General features: G+C 72.8%; 17 protein-coding genes and 3 tRNA genes. 14 read left to right on the top strand and 6 right to left on the bottom strand.

Annotated features, from left to right (window positions below):
• The first annotated feature begins 12 nt into the window (after positions 1 to 12).
• Positions 13 to 504, top strand: coding sequence for a GbsR/MarR family transcriptional regulator (locus tag AC1VWI_RS21495; protein ID WP_499512637.1), 492 nt, complete (start codon positions 13 to 15; stop codon positions 502 to 504).
• Between the two features lie 4 nt (positions 505 to 508).
• Here the strand turns inward: AC1VWI_RS21495 and AC1VWI_RS21490 are convergent, their stop codons facing one another.
• Entirely contained in the window at positions 509 to 1,297 is a 789-nt protein-coding gene (locus AC1VWI_RS21490) for a diacylglycerol kinase catalytic domain-containing protein (RefSeq protein WP_499516881.1), read from the bottom strand.
• Between the two features lie 188 nt (positions 1,298 to 1,485).
• Here AC1VWI_RS21490 and AC1VWI_RS21485 point away from each other — a divergent pair, with 188 nt between their 5' ends.
• From AC1VWI_RS21485 to AC1VWI_RS21470, 4 genes are all read left to right on the top strand, one after another.
• Positions 1,486 to 2,769, top strand: coding sequence for an adenylosuccinate synthase (locus AC1VWI_RS21485; protein WP_499512636.1), 1,284 nt, complete (start codon positions 1,486 to 1,488; stop codon positions 2,767 to 2,769).
• A 100-nt stretch (positions 2,770 to 2,869) separates the two neighbouring features.
• Positions 2,870 to 4,228 carry an aspartate aminotransferase family protein gene (locus tag AC1VWI_RS21480; RefSeq protein WP_499512635.1) on the top strand — a complete coding sequence of 453 codons (1,359 nt, stop codon included), beginning with the start codon at positions 2,870 to 2,872 and terminating at the stop codon, positions 4,226 to 4,228.
• A 126-nt stretch (positions 4,229 to 4,354) separates the two neighbouring features.
• Complete coding sequence (locus tag AC1VWI_RS21475) at positions 4,355 to 5,041, top strand: GntR family transcriptional regulator (protein WP_499512634.1); 687 nt, start codon at positions 4,355 to 4,357, stop codon at positions 5,039 to 5,041.
• Positions 5,042 to 5,098: 57 nt separating this feature from the next.
• Positions 5,099 to 5,752, top strand: a complete 654-nt coding sequence (locus AC1VWI_RS21470) for a putative DNA-mimic protein (RefSeq protein WP_499512633.1) — start codon at positions 5,099 to 5,101, stop codon at positions 5,750 to 5,752.
• A 30-nt stretch (positions 5,753 to 5,782) separates the two neighbouring features.
• On the opposite strand, the gene AC1VWI_RS21465 is transcribed toward AC1VWI_RS21470, so the two are convergent.
• Complete coding sequence (locus AC1VWI_RS21465) at positions 5,783 to 6,532, bottom strand: SLATT domain-containing protein (protein ID WP_499512632.1); 750 nt, start codon at positions 6,530 to 6,532, stop codon at positions 5,783 to 5,785.
• Positions 6,533 to 6,735: 203 nt separating this feature from the next.
• On the opposite strand from AC1VWI_RS21465, the gene purD reads away from it, so the two are divergent.
• The 4 genes from purD (at position 6,736) to AC1VWI_RS21445 (ending at position 12,476) form a co-directional block, all read left to right on the top strand.
• Positions 6,736 to 7,986, top strand: coding sequence for a phosphoribosylamine--glycine ligase (gene purD / locus AC1VWI_RS21460; RefSeq protein ID WP_499512631.1), 1,251 nt, complete (start codon positions 6,736 to 6,738; stop codon positions 7,984 to 7,986).
• Positions 7,987 to 8,176: 190 nt separating this feature from the next.
• On the top strand, positions 8,177 to 9,856 hold the full coding sequence (locus tag AC1VWI_RS21455) for a hypothetical protein (protein WP_499512630.1): 1,680 nt from the start codon (positions 8,177 to 8,179) through the stop codon (positions 9,854 to 9,856).
• 144 nt (positions 9,857 to 10,000) lie between these two features.
• Positions 10,001 to 11,509: a N,N-dimethylformamidase beta subunit family domain-containing protein gene (locus AC1VWI_RS21450; protein WP_499512629.1), complete on the top strand. Its 1,509-nt coding sequence runs from the start codon at positions 10,001 to 10,003 to the stop codon at positions 11,507 to 11,509.
• A gap of 70 nt (positions 11,510 to 11,579) precedes the next feature.
• Entirely contained in the window at positions 11,580 to 12,476 is an 897-nt protein-coding gene (locus AC1VWI_RS21445; RefSeq protein WP_499512628.1) for a phosphoribosylaminoimidazolesuccinocarboxamide synthase, read from the top strand.
• 129 nt (positions 12,477 to 12,605) lie between these two features.
• Here the strand turns inward: AC1VWI_RS21445 and AC1VWI_RS21440 are convergent.
• The 4 genes from AC1VWI_RS21440 to AC1VWI_RS21425 form a co-directional block, all read right to left on the bottom strand.
• Positions 12,606 to 12,678: transfer RNA gene (locus AC1VWI_RS21440), tRNA-Gly, on the bottom strand.
• 404 nt (positions 12,679 to 13,082) lie between these two features.
• Positions 13,083 to 13,155 (bottom strand) — tRNA-Gly (locus AC1VWI_RS21435).
• Positions 13,156 to 13,200: 45 nt separating this feature from the next.
• Positions 13,201 to 13,272: transfer RNA gene (locus tag AC1VWI_RS21430), tRNA-Gly, on the bottom strand.
• A 142-nt stretch (positions 13,273 to 13,414) separates the two neighbouring features.
• A complete protein-coding gene (locus AC1VWI_RS21425) occupies positions 13,415 to 13,732 on the bottom strand; it encodes a histone-like nucleoid-structuring protein Lsr2 (protein WP_499512627.1) in 318 nt (105 codons plus the stop codon).
• A 261-nt stretch (positions 13,733 to 13,993) separates the two neighbouring features.
• On the opposite strand from AC1VWI_RS21425, the gene purS reads away from it, so the two are divergent.
• The 5 genes from purS to AC1VWI_RS21400 all read left to right on the top strand — a co-directional run bounded on the left by purS (position 13,994) and on the right by AC1VWI_RS21400 (position 18,399).
• On the top strand, positions 13,994 to 14,239 hold the full coding sequence (gene purS / locus AC1VWI_RS21420) for a phosphoribosylformylglycinamidine synthase subunit PurS (protein ID WP_089222639.1): 246 nt from the start codon (positions 13,994 to 13,996) through the stop codon (positions 14,237 to 14,239).
• Positions 14,236 to 14,919: a phosphoribosylformylglycinamidine synthase subunit PurQ gene (gene purQ / locus AC1VWI_RS21415; RefSeq protein ID WP_499512626.1), complete on the top strand. Its 684-nt coding sequence runs from the start codon at positions 14,236 to 14,238 to the stop codon at positions 14,917 to 14,919. Before purS ends, purQ begins: the two co-directional genes overlap by 4 nt.
• Positions 14,916 to 17,165: a phosphoribosylformylglycinamidine synthase subunit PurL gene (gene purL, locus AC1VWI_RS21410; RefSeq protein ID WP_499512625.1), complete on the top strand. Its 2,250-nt coding sequence runs from the start codon at positions 14,916 to 14,918 to the stop codon at positions 17,163 to 17,165. Before purQ ends, purL begins: the two co-directional genes overlap by 4 nt.
• A 126-nt stretch (positions 17,166 to 17,291) precedes the next feature.
• Positions 17,292 to 18,134 carry a hypothetical protein gene (locus AC1VWI_RS21405; protein WP_499512624.1) on the top strand — a complete coding sequence of 281 codons (843 nt, stop codon included), beginning with the start codon at positions 17,292 to 17,294 and terminating at the stop codon, positions 18,132 to 18,134.
• Positions 18,135 to 18,195: 61 nt separating this feature from the next.
• Entirely contained in the window at positions 18,196 to 18,399 is a 204-nt protein-coding gene (locus tag AC1VWI_RS21400; RefSeq protein ID WP_018558397.1) for a DUF4177 domain-containing protein, read from the top strand.
• Positions 18,400 to 18,433 lie beyond the last annotated feature (34 nt).

Raw genomic sequence — 18,433 nt, 5'->3', positions numbered from 1 at the left:
GGACAGGAGGTGATGGCGGTGGCCGAAGAGTCCTCGGAGCCGATGACGTTCGTCGAACGCTTCGCGGCGGAGCTGGTCGAGGCGGGCATGCAGCGCATGGCTGCGCGGGTGTTCGCCGCGCTCCTCGCCTCGGAGACCGGCGTGCTGAGCGCCGCCGAGCTGTCCGGACGGCTGCAGGCCAGCCCGGCCGCCGTGTCCGGCGCGGTCCGCTACCTGGCGCAGGTCGGCATGCTCACCCGCGAGCGGGAGCCGGGCTCACGGCGGGAGCGCTACCGGGTGCACAGCGACCAGTGGTACGAGACCTTCACCCGCCGCGACCAGGTCCTCGCCCGCTGGGAGAACACCCTGCGGTCCGGCATGGACGCGCTCGGTTCGGACACTGCGGCCGGACAGCGGCTCGCGGAGACCGCTGCCTTCTTCGACTTCCTGCAGAAGGAACTCGTGGACATGATGGACCGCTGGCGCGACCGCAAGGCGGAGCTGCGCGAACAGGGCGTCCTGTGACCCTCTAGTAGGCGGACCGCGGGACCGTCAGCCGCCACGCCGCGGGCATCACCGTCCAGGTACGGCGCCGGACGGGGCCGGCCGGCGCGGTGTCGGCCGTGTAGCGGAAGTCCCGTCCGGAGACGGTGACGCTCCGGGCGTGCACCGGCCCCGCGGGCGCCCCGCCCTCCCTGCGGACCAGCACTTCGGCGAGGCCGGGCACCGCCGTGGAGACCGACACCTCCTCGACGCAGTCGTCCAGGTCGGCCAGGACCACCCCGTCCGCCTCGATCCGCAGCCGCTGCCCGCCGCGCATCCCCAGCCCCAGGTGCGCGGTGTGGCCGTTCAGGCTCAGCGTGCGGGCCAGCGAGCGGGCCCGGCGCTCCACCGGCGTCCACCAGGCGGGCGTCGCCGAGCCGATGCGCAGCGCGCCCAGCACGATGCCGCCGCTGTCGTCGAGCAGCAGGTCGAGCTCGCGCTCCGCCCCGTCCAGCACCGCGCGCGCCGCGCTCACCGCCCCGCCCGGTACGCCGAGCGCCCGCGCCAGGCCGGTCCGCCGCCCGACCGGCACCAGACCGACGACCGCCTCGCCCAGTCCCCGGGCCGAGTGCAGCGCCCGTACCGTGCGCAGCAGCGCCGCGTCGTCACCCACGACCACCGGGCGCCGCCGGCCCCGATGCTCCAGCACCCGGACGGCCTCCTCCTCGGACTCCGGAAGGGCGATCTTCACGGAGGGGGCTCCTCCGCACAGCACGTCCTTCGCGATGCGTACGGATTCGCCGTCCATGACGCGGGCAGCGGGGTCGATGACCACGAGCAGGGGCTGCCCGGACGGTCGCTGAGCCGACACCTTGGTCCTTCCTCAGGTAACATCTCGGTGCAAGAGCCCCTTGCGCTGCCTTGCGCCAGGGGCTTCGTCTATTTCCGGGGCACCGGTCCGACGGCTCTCCCCGCCATGGGGAGCCACGTTGGACATGCCCCGCCCGGAAGGGGTGTACGCCTGTGCCCGCACTTGTGCTGCTCGGTGCTCAGTGGGGTGATGAGGGCAAGGGAAAGGCCACCGACCTGCTCGGTGGCTCCGTGGACTACGTGGTGCGCTACCAGGGCGGCAACAACGCCGGCCACACGGTCGTCGTCGGCGACCAGAAGTACGCGCTCCACCTCCTGCCCTCCGGGATCCTGTCACCTGGGTGCACCCCGGTCATCGGCAACGGAGTCGTCGTCGACCCGGCGGTCCTGCTCTCCGAGCTGAGCGGGCTGAACGAGCGCGGCGTCGATACGTCCAAGCTCCTCATCAGCGGTAACGCGCACCTGATCACGCCGTACCACCAGACGCTCGACAAGGTGACGGAACGCTTCCTCGGCAAGCGCAAGATCGGCACCACCGGCCGCGGCATCGGCCCCGCCTACGCCGACAAGATCAACCGCGTGGGCATCCGGGTCCAGGACCTCTTCGACGAGTCGATCCTCCGTCAGAAGGTCGAGGCGGCGCTCCACGACAAGAACCAGGTCCTGATCAAGATCTTCAACCGCCGTGCCATCAGCATCGACCAGGTCGTCGAGGAGTACCTGGGCTACGCGGAGCAGATCAGGGACTACGTCGCGGACACGACGCTGCTCCTCAACACCGCGCTCGACGAGGGCAAGGTCGTCCTCCTCGAGGGCGGTCAGGGCACCCTGCTGGACGTCGACCACGGCACGTACCCCTTCGTGACCTCGTCCAACCCGACGGCCGGCGGCGCCTGCACCGGTTCCGGCATCGGCCCCACCAAGATCAACCGGGTGATCGGCATCCTCAAGGCCTACACCACCCGCGTGGGTGCCGGCCCGTTCCCGACCGAGCTGTTCGACGCCGACGGCGAGGCGCTGCGCCGGATCGGCGGCGAGCGCGGCGTCACCACGGGCCGGGACCGCCGCTGCGGCTGGTTCGACGCGGTGATCGCCCGCTACGCGACCCGGGTCAACGGCCTCACGGACTTCTTCCTCACCAAGCTCGACGTCCTCACTGGCTGGGAGCAGATCCCGGTCTGCGTCGCCTACGAGATCGACGGCAGGCGCGTCGAGGAACTGCCGTACAGCCAGACGGACTTCCACCACGCCAAGCCGGTCTACGAGACCCTGCCCGGCTGGAGCGAGGACATCAGCAAGGCGAAGACCTTCTCCGACCTGCCGAAGAACGCCCAGGCGTACGTCAAGGCGCTGGAGGAGATGTCCGGCGCCCCGATCTCGGCCATCGGCGTCGGCCCCGGCCGCACCGAGACCATCGAGGTCAACTCGTTCCTCTGAGTGACGGCGGCGCGCGGGCCCTACAACCTGTCGGCGCGCGCGCCCACCGTCATACAGGGTGCCAATGTCGTGCGCCCGGGCCGTTCCTTAGCCTGGGCGCATGACCCCTCCCTTCGCCGACCCCGGGACCGGCGCCGCCGTCAAGGCCGCCGACCGCGCCCACGTCTTCCACTCCTGGTCCGCGCAAGGCCTGATCGACCCGCTGCCGGTCGCCGGGGCCGAGGGCGCGTACTTCTGGGACTACGACGGCAACCGCTACCTGGACTTCACCAGCGGCCTGGTGTTCACCAACATCGGTTACCAGCACCCCACGGTCGTCGCCGCCATCCAGGAGCAGGCAGCGAAGCTCGTCACCTTCGCGCCCGCCTTCGCCCTGGAGCCGCGCTCCGAGGCCGCCCGGCTGATCGCCGAGCGCACGCCCGGTGACCTGAACAAGATCTTCTTCACCAACGGCGGCGCCGAGGCCGTCGAGAACGCGGTACGGCTCGCCCGGCTGCACACCGGCCGCCCCAAGGTGCTGTCCGCTTACCGTTCGTACCACGGCGCCACCTCGGCCGCGATCAACCTGACCGGCGACCCGCGCCGCTGGCCCTCCGACAACGGCTCGGCCGGCGTCGTCCACTTCTGGGCGCCGTTCCTCTACCGTTCGCCGTTCCACTCGGAGACCGAGGAGCAGGAGCGCGACCGTGCGCTGCAGCACCTGGAGGACACCATCGTCTTCGAGGGCCCGCAGACCGTCGCGGCGATCGTCCTGGAGACGGTGCCCGGCACGGCGGGCATCATGGTGCCGCCGCCCGGCTACCTCGCCGGGGTGCGCGAGATCTGCGACCGGTACGGGATCGTCTTCGTCCTCGACGAGGTCATGGCCGGCTTCGGCCGCACCGGCAGCTGGTTCGCCGCCGACCGGTTCGACGTCACCCCTGACCTGCTCACCTTCGCCAAGGGCGTCAACTCCGGCTACGTGCCGCTCGGCGGTGTCGCGATCAGCGAGGAGATCGCCGCGACCTTCGCCACCCGCCCCTACCCGGGCGGCCTCACCTACTCCGGCCACCCGCTGGCCTGCGCCGCCGCCGTCGCCACGATCCAGGTGATGGAGGACGAGGGCGTCGTCGCGCACGCCGCCGCGCTCGGCGAGAACGTGCTCGGCCCGGGCCTGCGGGAGCTCGCCGAGCGCCACCCGTCGGTGGGCGAGGTGCGGGGCCTGGGCGCCTTCTGGGCGCTGGAGCTGGTGCGCGACCGGGAGACCCGCGAGCCGCTCGTCCCCTACAACGCGGCGGGCGAGGCCAACGCCCCCATGGCGGCCTTCGCGGCGGCCTGCAAGAAGAGCGGCCTGTGGCCGTTCGTCAACATGAACCGCACCCATGTGGTGCCCGCCTGCAACATCACCGAGGCCGAGGCCAAGGAGGGCCTGGCACTCCTCGACGCGGCGCTGTCCGTCGCCGACGAGCACACGCGCTGAGCGCGCCCGGGGGCGTCCGCGGACGGCGGGTGGTCCGCACCACAGGTGTGGACCACCCGCGGCCCGGCCTCGCATAAGGTGTGGCGGAGCCGTAAGTCACCGCCACACCTGTAGGGAGGCACCGGCATGCCGGAAGGCCCAGCGGGCGGACCCGTCCGACGGAGCAGTCTGCGGCAGCAGATAGCCGACGCGCTCCGCGACGAGGTGCTCACCGGGCGCATGACGGCCGGGCGGCACTTCACGGTCAAGGAGATCGCGGATCTGTACGGCGTGTCCGCCACCCCGGTCCGCGAGGCCCTGGTGGACCTGGCGGCGCAGGGGCTGCTCGACGTCGAGCACCACCGCGGCTTCCAGGTGCGGCGCTTCACGGACGCCGAGTTCCGCTCCATGGTCGAGGCGCGCACCCTCGTCGTCGAGGGGATCTTCCGCCGCATCGCCGCGCGCGGCATGCGCGAGGTCGACCCCATGGAGCTGGCCTCCGTACGGCGCCGGGCCGAGGCCGCGGCGCGTGCCTCCCGGGCCGGCGAGCTGGACGTCCTCATCGGCTACGACATCCGCTTCTGGCGCGAGCTGACGGCGCTGGCCGGGAACGCGCACGTCGGGGAGTTCCTCGACCGGATCCGCACCCAGACCTGGGTGTACGCGGTGCCCTTCCTGCGCGGCAGGCCGGACCTGGCGGGCCTGTGCTGGTCCGACCACGTCGCCCTGGTCACCGCGATCGAGAAGCGGGACACGGAGACGGCCCAGCGCGTCGTCGAGGAGTTCGACGGCCACTCCCTCGCGCTGATGCGGCGACTGGCCGCGGGCCGGTAGGAACGGCCGCCGCCCACTACGCTGGTCCGACCACGCACGGAAGGACTTGGAGCGCCTGTGGCCTGCGACTTGTGGCTGGTTCCCCTGGTGGACGTGCTCTGCCACAGCCCCGACAACCCGTTCGCCGAGGAGATCGCCCGCTATGACAAGGCGTTGAGCGACGCCGGTCTCCCGCCGGTGCCCGTCTACTCCTACATGCCGGGCCTGTCCGGCGACGTGGCCCCGGTCGCGGGCTTCGACTACGACGCGCTGCACTTCCTGCGCCGCGCGTACCTGCTCCACATCCAGGGCCTCGCGGTCACCCCGGTCGACGAACTCGGGGGTGACTACGAGCAGTTGCTGGAGATGTTCGAGACCACCGCCCAGCAGTCGCACCTCGTCTGGCACTACGACCACGCGGGCGGCTACGTCCCCCTCGACTTCCCCCATCCGCTGGTCAACGACGAACTCCTCGACGCCGGCGGGCCCCTGGGTTCCGCCCACGGGCTGCTGCGCGAGCTCGAGTTCGTCGCCCCGGTGATCGGCATCGACCCGCACAACCCGCCGCCCGCCCCCGCGCCGCCGGCCGGTCCCACCGAGCTGGAGGAGCCGGCGGCCCCGCCTGCGCACCACGACGGCAGCCCCTTCGCGCGGGAGCGCCACGTGTGGCTGGGGCTGCACGCGGCGGCGACGCGTGCGCTGGGGCAGGGCTCGATGATCGTCTTCAGTTAGCACCGGGCGGCGGGCGCCCCCCGGCGGCGGTCAGCTCGCGCGGGGGCCCTCCGGGGGGCGCTGGCGCGGCATGCTCGGCCGGCCGCCGGGCAGCAGCGGGAACCTGCCGCCGGCGCCGGTCGCGGCGCCCTCGGCGCCGCGGGTGCTCCCCGCCCAGGTCAGGGACTGGGTCCGCAGCGGGGCGGCGCCGGCCCGGAAGTCCACCATCCAGTCGGCCGTCTCGCAGCGCACGAGCTCCGAGACGTCCTCGCTGAAGCGGCGCAGCACGGTCAGGCACCGCTCGGCGGCCTCGGCCGCGGTGCCCTCCGTCGGGCCCAGGACCTCGCGGACCGACTCCGACGCCCAGTCGAAGCGCAGCGCCTCCAGCCGGCGCTGCACGGCCTGGGCGGTGGCCATGTCCCGCATCCAGCCGGCCGTCAGGCCGAGGTAGCGGTCCAGGCCCACGCACACGACGGCCAGCACCAAGGCGGCGTACGCCCAGCGGATGTGCCCCCCCGCCCCCGTGACGGCGAGGACGGCGCCGGTCGTCGCGCACAGGGCCGCGCCGACCCGCAGCGACCGGGCCCAGCGGCGCTTGCGCAGACGGTCGGCGAGGTACCACTCGACGGTCCGCAGGGCGTCCGCCTCCACCCAGCGGTAGAGCTCCTCCAGCCGCTCGGCCGGTTCCCCCCAGTCGCCGAGCGGGAAGGGCGGCGTCCGCAGGTCCTCCTGCCGGTGCAGCGCGCGCCGCTTCGGCTTCTCCCGGGGGACCTCCTCGGGATACATGTCCGGCTGGCTCACCTGCACGCTCCCTCGCGACTTCCGATGACGAGGCACCTTCTTACCGCCGAACGGCTGACCGTGCGAGGGTCATCGGGTCATTTCCGCCCTTACGGGTTCCTTGATCAGGTATGGGGCCCGGTTCCGGGCCACCCGAAAGAGTGAGCCGGGGGTCGTGGCGACCGGCCCACGGGGAGGGTGCCGCCAGCCGATACCCTGGGCACGTGAACGTGCTTGTGATCGGCGGCGGTGCCCGCGAACACGCCCTGTGCCGTGCCCTCTCCCTCGACCTCGACGTGGAGTCGCTGCACTGCGCGCCCGGGAACGCCGGCATCGCCGAGGTGGCGGAGCTGCACGCGGTCGACGCCCTCGACGGCGCGGCGGTGGCCGACCTCGCGGAGCGGCTCGGCGCCGACCTCGTCGTGGTGGGCCCGGAGGCCCCCCTCGTGGCGGGCGTGGCCGACGCCGTGCGCGCCCGCGGCATCGACTGCTTCGGCCCGTCCGGGCAGGCCGCGGCCCTGGAGGGCTCGAAGGCGTTCGCCAAGGACGTGATGGCCGCGGCCGGCGTGCCCACCGCACGCTCCTACGTGTGCACCACCCCCGCCGAGGTGGACCACGCGCTGGACGCCTTCGGCGCCCCGTACGTCGTGAAGGACGACGGCCTGGCCGCGGGCAAGGGCGTCGTGGTGACCGACGACCTGGAGGCCGCCCGGGCGCACGCCAACTCCTGCGAGCGCGTGGTCATCGAGGAGTACCTGGACGGCCCCGAGGTCTCCCTGTTCGCCGTCACCGACGGCGAGACGGTGGTCCCGCTGCAGCCCGCGCAGGACTTCAAGCGCGCCCACGACGCCGACGAGGGCCCCAACACCGGTGGCATGGGCGCGTACAGCCCGCTGCCGTGGGCCGATCCCCGGCTGGTCGAGGAGGTGGAGCGCACGGTGCTCCAGCCGACCGTCGACGAGCTGCGCCGCCGGGGCACCCCGTTCGCCGGGCTGCTGTACGCGGGGCTGGCGATCACCTCGCGCGGTGTGCGGGTGATCGAGTTCAACGCACGCTTCGGCGACCCGGAGACCCAGGTCGTGCTGGCCCGGCTGAGGACCCCGCTGGCGGGGCTGCTGCGCGCCGCGGCGACCGGCCGGCTGGCCGCCTTCCCGCCGCTGCGCTGGAGCGACGGCGCCGCGGTGACCGTGGTCATCGCCTCCGAGAACTACCCCGGCACCCCGCGCACCGGCGACCCGATCACGGGCCTGGACGAGGTCGCGGAGCAGGACGAGCACGCGTACGTGCTGCACGCGGGCACCAAGGCGGACACCGAGGGCCGTGTGGTGAGCGCGGGCGGCCGCGTACTGTCCGTCACCGCCACCGGTGGTGATCTGGCCAAGGCCAGGGAGCGCGCCTACCGGGCGGTGGGACGGATCGGGCTGAAGGGCTCGCACCACCGTTCGGATATCGCAGAGAAGGCTGCCCAAGCCTGAATCAGCGGGCAAGGCCACTCCAAGGGGTGATGCCTTCGCCATCCTGCTGACGTGAGCCCCGAGCCCAACTACTGTGCCCGGCAAGCGCACTGTGGAACCCCGCGCGCACTGCACTATCGGCCCTACCGGCATTGCGGTGTCGGTGGGCGGTGCGACAGTGGGGGCATGCAGTCGCGTCAGCAGCTTGGGGGTGAGCACACCGTTGGCCGGGGAAGCAGGTGAGGGACACGCGCGGTCACGCGCGCTCGCCGTCCTGCGCATCCGCAGCGCCGCGCTCACGGTCGCGCTGTTGCCCGCCGCGCTGGCGGTCGTGCTGCTGGTCGGCGGCGCGACGGGCCGCATCGTCGGCGACGCGTCCGAGGTGCTGCGCTGGGCGGTGGTCGCGGGCGCGCTGCTCGTGCTGCTGCTCGCGGCCGGTGTCGCGGCGGTGATCGTACGGGCCAGGCCGGCCGAGAGCCCGACCGTGGCCGTCTCCGAGGCGTCGGCCCCCGACCTGTACCGCATGGTGCGTGACCTGGCCGTCCGCCTGCAGGTGCCCGCCCCCTCGGCGATAGAACTGACTCCGGACTGCGACAGCTGGCTGGAGGACCGCACCCATCGGCAGCGGCGCCGCACAGTGTCCGAGGCGCCCACGCTGGTGATCGGCTCGCCGTTCATGTGGTGGATGCGGGTCGCCGAGCTGCGCGCCCTGCTCGCCCCGGTCGTGGCGGGCACGGGCCCGGCCGCCGATCCGGACATCGCGGCCGCCCGCCGCTTCGTGCGCGGCCTGGACGCTGCCGTCGGCGTGGCCACCGCCCCGCAGGAGCGCTCGGTCGTCGGATTGCTGCGCCGTCCCGCGTACGGGTTCCTGGGCTGGGTCGCCAAGCTGCTGCTGCGCGGCTGCCGGGCGCACGCGGCGGAGATGGAGCGCGCGGTGGCCGCCTCCGCCTCCGAGCGGGCCCAGGCGGTCGACTACGGGCTGCGCATCGTCGCCCAGGAGCAGGTGGGCCTGGCCTACGCGGGCTGGGACCGGCTGCTGACCCGGGTGGCGCTGCCGGCCTGGCGCATGGGCCGCTGGCCGTCCCGGCTCGACGCGGGAGTGGTGGCGGCCCTGACCGAGCTGTCCCGGCGGGACCGGCTGGCCGAGGGCTTCGAGTCCCGGCTGGGCGAGCGCCCGGCGTGCGACCTGCTGGAGGAGCCCGGCACGATGGACGAGGCGGCCTCGCTGCTCGCCGCCCGGCTGTTCCACGGCGGTCCGCAGCGACCCGGCCCCGAATGGTCCCCGGTCGGCTGGGACACCTACCCGCAGGAGGTCGTGGACCGCATCTGGCGCAGCGACGCCTCCCGCCTGGTGACCGTCCTGGACGAGGTGCACGAGCCCGCGGGGGTCCCCGGGAGCCGGCGCATATCCGTGCCCTCCGGCGGTTCGCGGAGCGCGGTGGACGACTGCGCCGAGCCGGGGCGCGCGACCCTGGCCCGGGTGCTGGAGCGGCTCTCCGCGGGCGGCAGCGAGGAGCTGGCGGCCCGCATCACCCGGCACGTCGCCCGTGAGGAGGCCGTGCGCGAGGCGGCCGCGCGGGAGGAGTCCGCCGGCCAGGCCCCGTCCGACGGCGTCCTCACGCCCGTCTACCAGCTGCTCCCGCCGCGGACCGGCCGCGAGCTGCTCACCGACCATGTGACCGCGATGATCTGCTGTGCCGCGGTGGACACCGCCGGTGCCACCCCGGGCCTGGACTGGCTGGACGGGCCGGCCCTGCTGGTCGGCGGGGTGCGCCGGGGGGATCTGGCCTGGCCCGTGCTCCGGCTCGTGGAGAACGGCGACGCCGCCCCGCTGCGTTCCTGGCTCAGTGCCGTGGGCGTACGCCCCGAGAAGCCGATACGGCTCATCTGACGGAAAAATGGCGGGGTTTGTCCGCCCCGGCGTGAAATCCTGGCGATAATGCACCACGAACAGTAACCAAGGCAGCGCATTCTGTGATGTGCTGGATGTGCGCACACGCACACCACCTCGGGGGACGACGAGGAGGGGACCATCGTGGTGAAGGAGCAGGTCCGCCGCTGGCAGTCCGGGGCACTGGCGCACGGGGTCACCGACCCCTTCGGGCAGGGCCCGGTGCCGTGGCTGCGTGGCGCGGTGCAGTATCTGGACGACACCGGCCAGGTCGTGCCGTGGTACGTCGACCTGGCGGCCAGCCGCGGGGAGCCCGGGGGGCTGCCGGGTGACGCCGTGGGGCGCACGCCGCGCGTGCCCGGCCCGCGCGCCGCGGACGACGTGCGGTGCCAGGTCAAGGGCTTCGCGCCGGGCGCCTCCGTGGCCCCCGGCGACGCCATCGACTTCCGCATCACCGTCGACCCGCCGCAGAGCTACGGCATCGACGTCTACCGGATCGGGCACTACGGCGGCGACGGCGCCGCCCAGTTCACCTCCAGCCCCCGGCTGTCGGGGATCGTGCAGCCCACGCCGCTCGCCGCCGGGCGCACCGTCTCCTGTCACCACTGGTGGCAGTCCTGGCGGCTGCAGGTGCCCTCCTACTGGAAGTCCGGCGCCTACGTCGCCGTCCTCACCACGCAGGACGGGTACCGCAGCCACATCCCGTTCACCGTGCGCGACGACCGGCCGGCCGATCTGCTCCTGCTGCTGCCCGACGTCACCTGGCAGGCGTACAACCTCTACCCCGAGGACGGCCGCACGGGTGCCAGCCTCTACCACGCCTGGGACGAGAAGGGCCGCCTGCTGGGCGAGGAGGAGGCCGCGGTCACCGTCTCCTTCGACCGCCCGTACGCGGGCGCCGGGCTCCCGCTGCACGTCGGCCACGCCTACGACTTCATCCGCTGGGCCGAGCGCTACGGCTACGACCTCGCCTACGCCGACGCCCGCGACCTGCACGCGGGGCGGATCGATCCTTCGCGCTACCGGGGCATGGTCTTCCCCGGTCACGACGAGTACTGGACGGTCCCCATGCGGCGCGCCGTCGAGGCGGCCCGGGACGGCGGCACCTCGCTGGTCTTCCTGTCCGCCAACACCATGTACTGGCAGACCGAGCTGGGCCCCTCCCCGTCCGGCGACCCCGACCGGCTGCTCAGCTGCCGCAAGCGCCGCGGCCACCCGCCGGGCCGCAGCGCCCTGTGGCGTGACATGGGCGAGCCCGAACAGCTGCTGATCGGCGTGCAGTACTCCGGCCGGGTGCCCGAACCGTCCCCGCTGGTGGTGCGGAACGCCGGCCACTGGCTGTGGGAGGCCACCGGCGCCGAGGAGGGCGACGAGATCCCCGGCCTGGTCGCGGGCGAGGCGGACCGTTACTTCCCGCGCACGCCGCTGCCCGACTACATGGAGCGGATCCTGCTCGCACACTCCCCGTACGAGGACTCCGCGGGCCGTAGAGCGCACCAGGAGACCTCGCTGTACCGGGCGCCCGGCGGGGCCCTGGTCTTCGCCTCCGGCACCTTCGCCTGGTCCCCGGCGCTGGACCGTCCGGGCCACGTCGACCCCCGTGTCCAGCGCGCCACCGCCAATCTCCTGGACCGCATCTGCAAGCACGGCTGACCCCCGCGTCGCGCCCGCCGGGCGTACGTACGGGAGAATCGGGAACCGAACCGCCGATCGGGGAGGACCCATGTCCGGATTCGTCCACAAGCCCGAGCCCGCGCAAGTGCCGGGCCTGGTGCACCTGCACACCGGCAAGGTGCGCGAGCTGTACCAGAACGAGGCAGGGGAGCTGGTGATGGTGGCCAGCGACCGGATGTCCGCGTACGACTGGGTGCTGCCCACCGAGATCCCGGACAAGGGCCGCGTCCTGACCCGGTTGTCGCTGTGGTGGTTCGACCAGATCGCCGACCTGGTGCCGCACCACGTGCTGTCCACCGAGCTCCCCGAGGGCGCCCCCGCCGACTGGGAGGGGCGCACGACGGTCTGCAAGCCGCTGGACATGATCCCCGTCGAGTGCGTGGCGCGCGGCTACCTGGCCGGCTCCGGCCTGCTCGAGTACGACACCGACCGCACGGTGTGCGGGGTGACCCTCCCCGAGGGCCTGGTGGACGGCTCCGAGCTGCCCGCGCCGATCTTCACCCCGGCCACCAAGGCCGAGGTCGGCGAGCACGACGAGAACGTCAGCTACGAGGAGGTCGCCCGCCGGGTCGGTGCCGACACCGCGGCGCAGCTGCGCCAGAGCACCCTCGCGGTCTACGGCCGGGCCCGGGACATCGCCCGCGAGCGCGGCATCCTCCTGGCGGACACCAAGTTCGAGTTCGGCTTCGACGGCGAGGTGCTGACCATCGCCGACGAGGTGCTGACCCCGGACTCGTCGCGCTTCTGGCCCGCCGAGCTGTGGGAGCCGGGCCACGCCCAGCCCTCCTACGACAAGCAGTTCGTCCGCGACTGGCTGACCTCCGCCGCGTCCGGCTGGGACCGCCGCAGCGAGCAGCCCCCGCCGGCCCTGCCGGAGCAGGTGGTGGAGCAGACCCGCGCCAAGTACATCGAGGCGTACGAGCGGCTCACCGGCCTCAGCTGGTAGTCCGCCACGGCCCGCGTGCCCGCCGGTCCTCCGTCCGGCGGGCAGCGCGGCGGCCGCGGCGATGGCGGACGGCCCAGCCGTCCCAGGAACACCGAAGGCCCCGGTCGTCACGACCGGGGCCTTCTCTTGAGCGGACGACGAGGCTCGAACTCGCGACCTCAACCTTGGCAAGGTTGCGCTCTACCAACTGAGCTACGTCCGCCTGCTCCGCGCGTTCCCGTGCGGTGCGTCATCCACTATAGCCAACGCTGGGGGCCTTGGGCACACACCCCGGCGCGGCGGGTTCCCCGCGTCGTGTCCCGCGGCGCACGCGACGGGGGCGCGGCAGCGGCGAGGGCCAGGTCACGGACCTCCGGGCGGTCCCTGCCGCCGTTCCCGGCCGGCCGGCCAACTCCGGTTCCACAGCGTGCCCCAGAGCCGCCGCGGCCCCCGCGGACGCCCGGTGCGGGCGGGTCCCGGGGCGGGGGAGGGGCGGCAGGCGGGGGCGATCGCCGCCCGGGGTCAGGGGAGTTCGGGCGTTGCGCCCTGTGGTCACGGTCACACCGGCCGGTGCCGGGAGCACGAAGAAGGCCCCGGTCGGTGATCCGACCGGAGCCTTCCTTCAAGAGCGGACGACGAGATTCGAACTCGCGACCCTCACCTTGGCAAGGTGATGCTCTACCAACTGAGCCACGTCCGCACGGCGACTACCCTACCCGATCCTCAGGACCGGTCGAGCAATCAGAGCGGGTGACAGGAATCGCACACTGCGCCTTCCCCCTGGAAGAGGGATGTTCTGCTACTGAACTACACCCGCGTGGCCCGGGGGTCTCGGCCTTTCGGCCCGCCCTCGGCGTGTTCCAGACTCTAGCGGATCAACGGGGGTGGCTGTCCAATCGCTTCTTCCGGGTGATTCCCGGGCGGGGCCCCGGCCTGGCCGGCAGGGGCCCGGCGGCGGATCAGCTGGCCTCGGCGTACGCCTCGTAGAGCTTCTTGGGGATACGGCCGCGCGGCGGCACGTCGAAGCCCCGGGAGAGCGCCCAGGCGCGCACGGCGGCCGGGTCGGGGGCGAGCGAGGTGTGCTTGTAGGCCTTGCCGAGCCGGTTGCGGCGGCGCCCTGCCTCGACGTACGGCGCGAGGGCCTCCCGGAGCTTCCCGGCGTTGCCGGCGGACAGGTCGATCTCGTACGACTTCCCGTCGAGGCCGAAAGTGACCGTTTCCGCCGCTTCACCGCCGTCGAGGTCGTCGGAGAGCGTGACCACTACGCGCTGCGCCATGGATGCCGGTCCTTTCAATGGAGAAGGCCTGGGGACTGCGTTGGCCCCGTTGTTGTATCGAAGCCCCAGGGCCGGGGTCAATGCTTTTCCATTTACCGGTCCGCACTTTTTTGCCGCAACCGATCGGCCAATTCCTCCGGGTGTCCCGGTGGCAATCCGGCAGGGGGATATTCCGTGACCATTCTGGAATATCTACCCGCGTAGATTTTTCGGCGGGGTACGGTGGGGACATCTCACCGCAGCACACCACCGGGAGTGACCGTGGCACGCGTCGTAGTCGACGTCATGCTCAAGCCGGAGATCCTCGACCCCCAGGGCCAGGCGGTGCAGCGAGCGCTGCCGCGCCTCGGGTTCGAGGGAATCGCCGACGTCCGCCAGGGCAAGCGTTTTGAGCTCGAACTGGAGGGGCCGGTCGACGACGCCGCCCTCGCCCGTATCCGCGAGATGGCCGAGACCTTCCTCGCCAACACAGTGATCGAGGACTTCACCGTGAAGGTGGAGTCGTGACCGCACGCATCGGTGTGGTCACCTTCCCCGGGACGCTCGACGACCGGGACACCCAGCGCGCGGTCCGCGTCGCCGGAGCCGAGCCGGTGCCGCTGTGGCACCGTGACAAGGATCTCCACCAGGTGGACGCCGTCGTCCTGCCCGGTGGATTCAGTTACGGCGACTATCTCCGGGCCGGAGCGATTTCCCGCTTCTCGCCCGTGATGGAGTCGATCATCGCCGGCGCCAAGGACGGTCTTCCGGTCCTGGGTATCTGCAACGGCTTCCAGGTGCTCACCGAGACGCATCTGCTGCCGGGTGCCATGCTGCGCAACAATCACCTGCACTTCATCTGCAGGGACCAGAAGCTGCGTGTCGAGAACAACTCGACGTCCTGGACGGCCGATTACGAGCAGGGCCAGGAGATCAGCATCCCGCTGAAGAACATCGACGGCCGCTACGTGGCCGACGAGCACGTCCTCGACGAGCTGGAGGCCGAGGGCCGTGTGGTGTTCCGCTACGCGGACTGGAACCCCAATGGCTCGCTCCGGGACATCGCCGGCATCACCAACGCCGCGGGCAATGTCGTCGGCCTCATGCCGCACCCCGAGCACGCGGTCGAGTCGCTGATCGGGACCGGCCGCACCGACGGCCTCGGATTCTTCACCTCGATCCTCAAGAAGCTGGTTCACGCGTCATGACACTCGATTCCGTGAAGCACGCCACCGGGACTCCTGACACCGAGCAGCCGTGGGCCGAACTCGGCCTGAAGCAGGACGAGTACGAGCGCATCCGGGAGATCCTCGGCCGCCGGCCCACCGGTGCCGAGCTCGCCATGTACTCCGTCATGTGGTCCGAGCACTGCTCGTACAAGAGCAGCAAGATCCACCTGCGCCAGTTCGGCGAGAAGGCCCCCGCCAACGACGCCCTGCTGGTCGGCATCGGCGAGAACGCCGGCGTCGTGGACGTCGGCCAGGGCTACGCGGTCACCTTCAAGGTCGAGTCGCACAACCACCCCTCGTACATCGAGCCCTACCAGGGCGCGGCCACCGGCGTCGGCGGCATCGTCCGCGACATCCTCGCCATGGGTGCCCGCCCGGTCGCCGTCATGGACCCGCTGCGCTTCGGCGCGCCGGACCACCCCGACACCAAGCGCGTCCTGCCGGGCGTCGTCGCGGGCGTCGGCGGCTACGGCAACTGCCTGGGCCTGCCCAACATCGGCGGCGAGGTCGTCTTCGACGCCTGCTACCAGGGCAACCCGCTGGTCAACGCCCTGTGCGTCGGCGTGATGAAGCACGAGGACATCCACCTGGCCAAGGCCTCCGGCGCCGGCAACAAGGTCATCCTCTACGGCGCCCGCACCGGTGGCGACGGCATCGGCGGCGTCTCCGTGCTCGCCTCGGAGACCTTCTCCGACACCGGCCCGGCCAAGCGCCCCGCCGTCCAGGTCGGCGACCCCTTCCAGGAGAAGCTGCTCATCGAGTGCACCCTGGAGATCTTCAAGGAGAAGCTGGTCGCCGGCATCCAGGACCTCGGCGGCGCCGGTCTGTCCTGTGCCACCTCCGAGCTGGCCTCGGCCGGCTCCGGCGGCATGCGGGTCGAGCTGGACACCGTGCCGCTGCGCGACGCGACGCTCTCGCCGGAGGAGATCCTCATGAGCGAGTCGCAGGAGCGCATGTGCGCCATCGTCGAGCCGCGGTACGTCGACCGCTTCCTGGAGATCTGCGAGAAGTGGGACGTGATCGCCACCGTCATCGGTGAGGTCACCGACGGCGACCGGCTGGAGATCTTCTGGCACGGCGAGCAGATCGTCGACGTCCCGCCGCGCACCGTCGCCCACGAGGGCCCGGTGTACGAGCGCCCCTACGCCCGCCCCGCGTGGCAGGACGCGCTCCAGGCCGACGACGCCAACAAGCTGCCGCGCCCGGGATCCGGCGAGGAGCTGCGCGCCCAGGTCCTGACGATGGTCGCGCACCCGAACCAGGCGTCCAAGGCGTGGATCACCGACCAGTACGACCGCTTCGTGCAGGGCAACACCGTGCTGGCGCAGCCGGAGGACTCCGGCATGATCCGCATCGACGAGGACACCAACCTCGGCGTCGCGGTCGCCACCGACGGCAACGGCCGCTACGCCAAGCTCGACCCGTACACGGGCGCGCAGCTGGCGCTCGCCGAGGCGTACCGCAACGTCGCCACCACCGGCGCCAAGCCCCTGGCGGTCTCCGACTGCCTCAACTTCGGCTCGCCCGAGGACCCGGCCGCGATGTGGCAGTTCGCCGAGGCCTGCCGCGGCCTGGCCGACGGCTGCCTGGAGCTGGGCACGCCGGTCACCGGCGGCAACGTCTCGCTCTACAACCAGACCGGCGACGTCGCCATCCACCCGACGCCCGTCGTGGCGGTGCTGGGCGTGATCGACGACGTCACGCGCCGCACGCCGGTCGCCTTCAAGGACCAGGGCCAGCTGCTCTACCTGCTGGGCGACACCAAGGAGGAGCTGGGCGGCTCCGCCTGGTCCCAGGCGATCCACGACCACCTCGGCGGACTGCCGCCGGCGGTGGACCTGGAGCGGGAGAAGCTGCTCGGCGAGATCCTCATCTCGGCCTCCCGGGACGGCATGGTCGACGCGGCCCACGACCTGTCGGACGGCGGGCTCGTCCAGGCCGTCGTCGAGTCCTGCCTGCGCGGCGGCAACGGCGCGCGGCTGGTCGTGCCGGACGGCCTCGACCCGTTCGTGCTCCTCTTCTCGGAGTCGGCGGGCCGGGCGGTCGTCTCGGTGCCGCGCAGCGAGGAGCTCCGCTTCACCGACATGTGCGGTGCGCGCGGTCTGCCCGCGACGCGGATCGGTGTCGTCGACGGCGACGCGGTCGAGCTCCAGGGCGAGTTCAGCATCCCGCTGGACGAGCTCCGCACGGCTCACGAGGGCACGATCCCGGCCATCCTGGCCTGATCCGTCCGCCCTTCCGACGCGCCCTCCCGAAGGGCCCTCCCGAAGCGCCCCCGTGCCGCCAGGCGCGGGGGCGCTTCGCCGGGGGCCGGTGACCCGCTCCGTCGGGGACGGCCTCATACTCCAGACGTGAGCGAGCGCGATACCCCCGGCGAACCGCCCCTGTGGCGCGGCCTGGACGCAGCGCGCTGGGCGGCCTGCCGCCCCGCCGCGTGGGCCCGCCCGCGCTGGGGCGCCCTGGCGCTGGCCGCGGCCGCCGCCGTCGGGGCCGCGGTGGCCCCGGGGGCGTTCGGGACGGTGCACTACGGGCTGGTCGCCGTCCAGGTGTACTGGCTCTTCAGACTGCCCGGGCTGACCCTCGTGTCGGCGCCGGTGCTCGCCGCGCTCCTGGTCTGGCGGGTGGAACCGCAGGCCGCGCTCCCCGCCGTCGCCGCGCTGCTGTTGTGCTGGGCCGGCGCCCGGCACCGTACGGGCGTCCACCGCCGGCAGCGGCTGCTCGCCGCGAACGCCGCCCAGGACGTACGGCTTCCGCTCCCCGGGCCCCTCCCGCCGCTGCGCCGCGGGCTGGCCACGATCGCGTTCGGGGTGCTGCTGTGCGCGGCCGCGATCCCGCCGCAGACCCGCCTGCTGTCACTGGCCGGGGGCGCACTGCTCGCCGTGGGCGTGGTGGCCCGGGTGCGGGCGGGCGCCCTGCGGCGCGGCGGGCAGCCGGTGCTGCGCGTGCTGACCCGGGTGGACGAGGACGCCCGGACGTGGGTGTTCGCGGCCGACGACCACGCGGGCCGCACGGCGCTCTTCTCCTGCCCGGTCGACCCCGAGGCCGAGCCGCCGTCCGGGTCCCGGGACGACGCGCTGCGCCCCGCCCTGCTGTTCGGGGCGCCGTACGAGGGCGCCGAACTGGTGCTGCTGTCCGCCGAGACCGAGGGCGGCACCCTCGTCGACCGGGCGGCGGGACCGGTCCGCCCCGCGTAGCCCGCGACCGGCGGTACTACTGTGCGTCCCGCAACCACCGGTACGACAAGGGGTGTCAACGATGCACGAGTACAAGGTCGTCAGCTTCCGCGAATCGCTGATAGGCGACGCCATCGACGACGACAAGCTGGAGAAGACGCTCAACAAGCACGCCGAGGACGGCTGGCAGCTCAAGGCGATCACCTCCGCCGACGTCAAGGGCCGCATCGGCCCCGGCGCCGTGCAGGGGCTGCTGCTCACCTTCGAGCGCCCGCGCCAGGCCTGACCGCCGGGGCCGGGGTGCGGGCCGGGCACGGCGC

Source organism: Streptomyces sp. TOM-9 (assembly GCF_056858595.1).
Note: the sequence above shows the minus strand (reverse complement) of the source record. Positions and strands in the feature narration are given on the sequence as shown.